This window comes from Magnetospirillum sp. WYHS-4 (assembly GCA_039908345.1).
Classification (GTDB): domain Bacteria; phylum Pseudomonadota; class Alphaproteobacteria; order Rhodospirillales; family GLO-3; genus JAMOBD01.
In genome coordinates, this window is the sequence record JAMOBD010000132.1 from 1 (window position 1) to 2,433 (window position 2,433).

At 63.7% G+C, this 2,433-nt stretch carries 1 protein-coding gene; it reads right to left on the reverse strand.

The genetic code is table 11. From position 1 onward, the window contains the following. Positions 1–220 precede the first annotated feature (220 nt). A partial coding sequence (locus H7841_18255) for a hypothetical protein (protein MEO5338801.1) occupies positions 221–2,433 on the reverse strand: 2,213 nt, incomplete at its 5' end.

The following is a 2,433-nucleotide window of genomic DNA, read 5'->3' on the forward strand; positions in this document are numbered from 1 at the left end:
GTCCACCTTGCCGATCGGCTCGCCCAAAGAGCCGCGCCCCGCCTGCGCCAGTTGGATCAGCCCGCCGTCCTGGTCGGATTCGTTAAGCAAGGACATGCTCGCATCCTCTCGCCTGCCGCACGCTATCGTCCATTATCATGGCCTCCGGCGCCCGCCACTGCCGTGACGTCGCGCACAGAGCATCCTCATCGCATCGGAACCGGCTCGGGGCCATGCCGGGTCAGGAATTGTTGACGAAGTCGGCGGAATCGACGGCCGTGGTGCCGGCGTCCTGGATCACCGCGATCAGCTTGACTTCCCCCGAATCGACCGTGGTGCTGTTGTTGGAGTCGCTGACCAGGAAGATCGCCAAGTCCCGGTTGGCCGAGGTGGCGTTGCCGTCCTCCATCAAGAGGATATGTTTGCCGCCGCTCACGATGTCGCCGGCGGTGGCGTAGCGCCCGACGATTTCGCCGATGGCGGTGGAGATATTGCTGGCGTCCAGACTGTTCCCGGTCGAGAAGGTCAATGCCGCCGACGCCGCGGTCTTGACGATTACCGAGGATTCGTTGGACAGAATGGTATCGGAATCGATGCCCGTGGTTTCGCCGGACAATCCGCCCACGCCCGTCCCCACGCCGTCGCCTTCGATCAGGGCGAAAGTGTCGAACCAGATGGTATCCGAACTGCCGCTTCCCTGCGCCCAGCCCTTGATGATGTCGCCCGTGGTCGGGTCGGAACTATGGAGGTGGGCGATATCGTACTTGATGACATCGTTACCGGCCCCGACGTTGATGACGTCGCTGCCGCCGTTGCCGGTAATGGTGTCGTTGCCCGAACCGGCGGTGATGGTGTCGTTGCCGACGTTGCCGGTTCCGCCGTAGATGACGTTGTTGGCGGTGCTGTTGCTGAGATCGAGGGTGAACCCGACCCCGGTCAGGCCCGACCCGTTGATGGTGACCGCGTTGTTGGCCACCGCGGCGCCGTCGATGGTGAAGGAACCGCCGAAGGCTGCCTGGGCATTGCTGCCGAAGGTGTAGTCGCCACCAGCGGCATCCGCCAGCTTGAAGGTTTCGAAGCCGTGGATGTTGGCGAAATCGGCATCGGCCAGGGTGCCGGCGGAATTGAAGATCTCCAGGGTGTCGGTCCCCGCCATGCCCCAGAAGCTCTTGCCGCTGGTCGAGGTGTCGATATCCGAGAAGTTCGCGATGAGGGTATCGTTGGCCGCGTTGGACCCGTAGAAACTGGTGACATCGGTGAAGGTCTTGCCGACGAAGCTGGCCGGGCCGCCGCCGACGATGTGGATCTCTCCGCCCTGGTATAGGCTCTGGAAGGTGGTGATGCCCGAAAGCTGCGCTTCGCTCAGGTAGAATATGCCGGGCGCCGATCCGGAGATGCCCGCCTTCAGCGTCGTGAAGTCGCCATCCAGGGAGGTGACGCCGTAAATGTTCAAGGTCGCCCCGCTGCTTTGCAGGATGGAGCTTCCGGCGCCGGCGCTGATGGTGGTGACGCTGCCGCTCGCCCCGGGCAGGAAGTCGTTGCGGACGACGATGGTGTTGGCGCCGCCGCCGTAGGTACTCTCGATGGCTTCGATTCCGGCCAGATTGAAGCCGGAAGTCCCCAGGTTGAACACCTGATCGCCGGTCTTCACCGTGTCGGTACCGTCGCCGCCCAGGATCGCGCCGACATAGGCGTTGGTGTTGGTGCCCGTCAGGACGAAGATGTCGTTGCCCGCCTCGCCGTAAAGGGCGTTGTTCTGGCTGGCGGCGGTGGTCAGGTTGACGGTATCCGCGCCCGTGCCGCCGAAGATGATGTTGTCGCCGTGGGCCGAACCGGTCAGGGTATCGTCGCCGTCCAGGCCGGCCAGGATGCCGCCGAAGGTGTTGGCCCCGACGATTGTATGCCCCAAGGAGCCGTAGCCGAGCGACGTGTTGTTGGCCAGGCTCAACGTGTCGCCACTAGTGCCGCCGACCCAGATGTAGCCCTTGCCGCTGTCCGAATCCTCGAATGCCAGACGGACGCCGGTGGCGCCCGAATTGAGGGTCGCACCGCCGCTGGCGACCCCGCTGTTGATCCCCGTGAGGGTCTGGCCCGACCCGGCGGCGAAAACCTGTTCGATCGAGGTCAGGGTGATGACGCCGTGGATAGTGCCGTTTAAGTTGGAATAGGTGATCGTCTTGGCGGTCGCGTCGTAGATCGCCTGAGTCTCGTAAAGATCCTTCAGGGCGAGTTCGTCCGTGCCGCCGCCGCCGTTCACCGTGTCGGTGCCGCCGAGGCTGGTGCCGTAGGTCATCAAGAACTGAGTGTTGGAATCGCCGCCCACCAGGTTGTCGTTGCCGGTGGTGGCGACCAGGAATTCCTGGAACTGGTTGGTGGTGCCCTGCTGGATGACCTGCTCGGTGAAGACGTCGGTGAAGATGTTGTTGAACTGCTGCTGGAAGGCGTCCTGGAAGC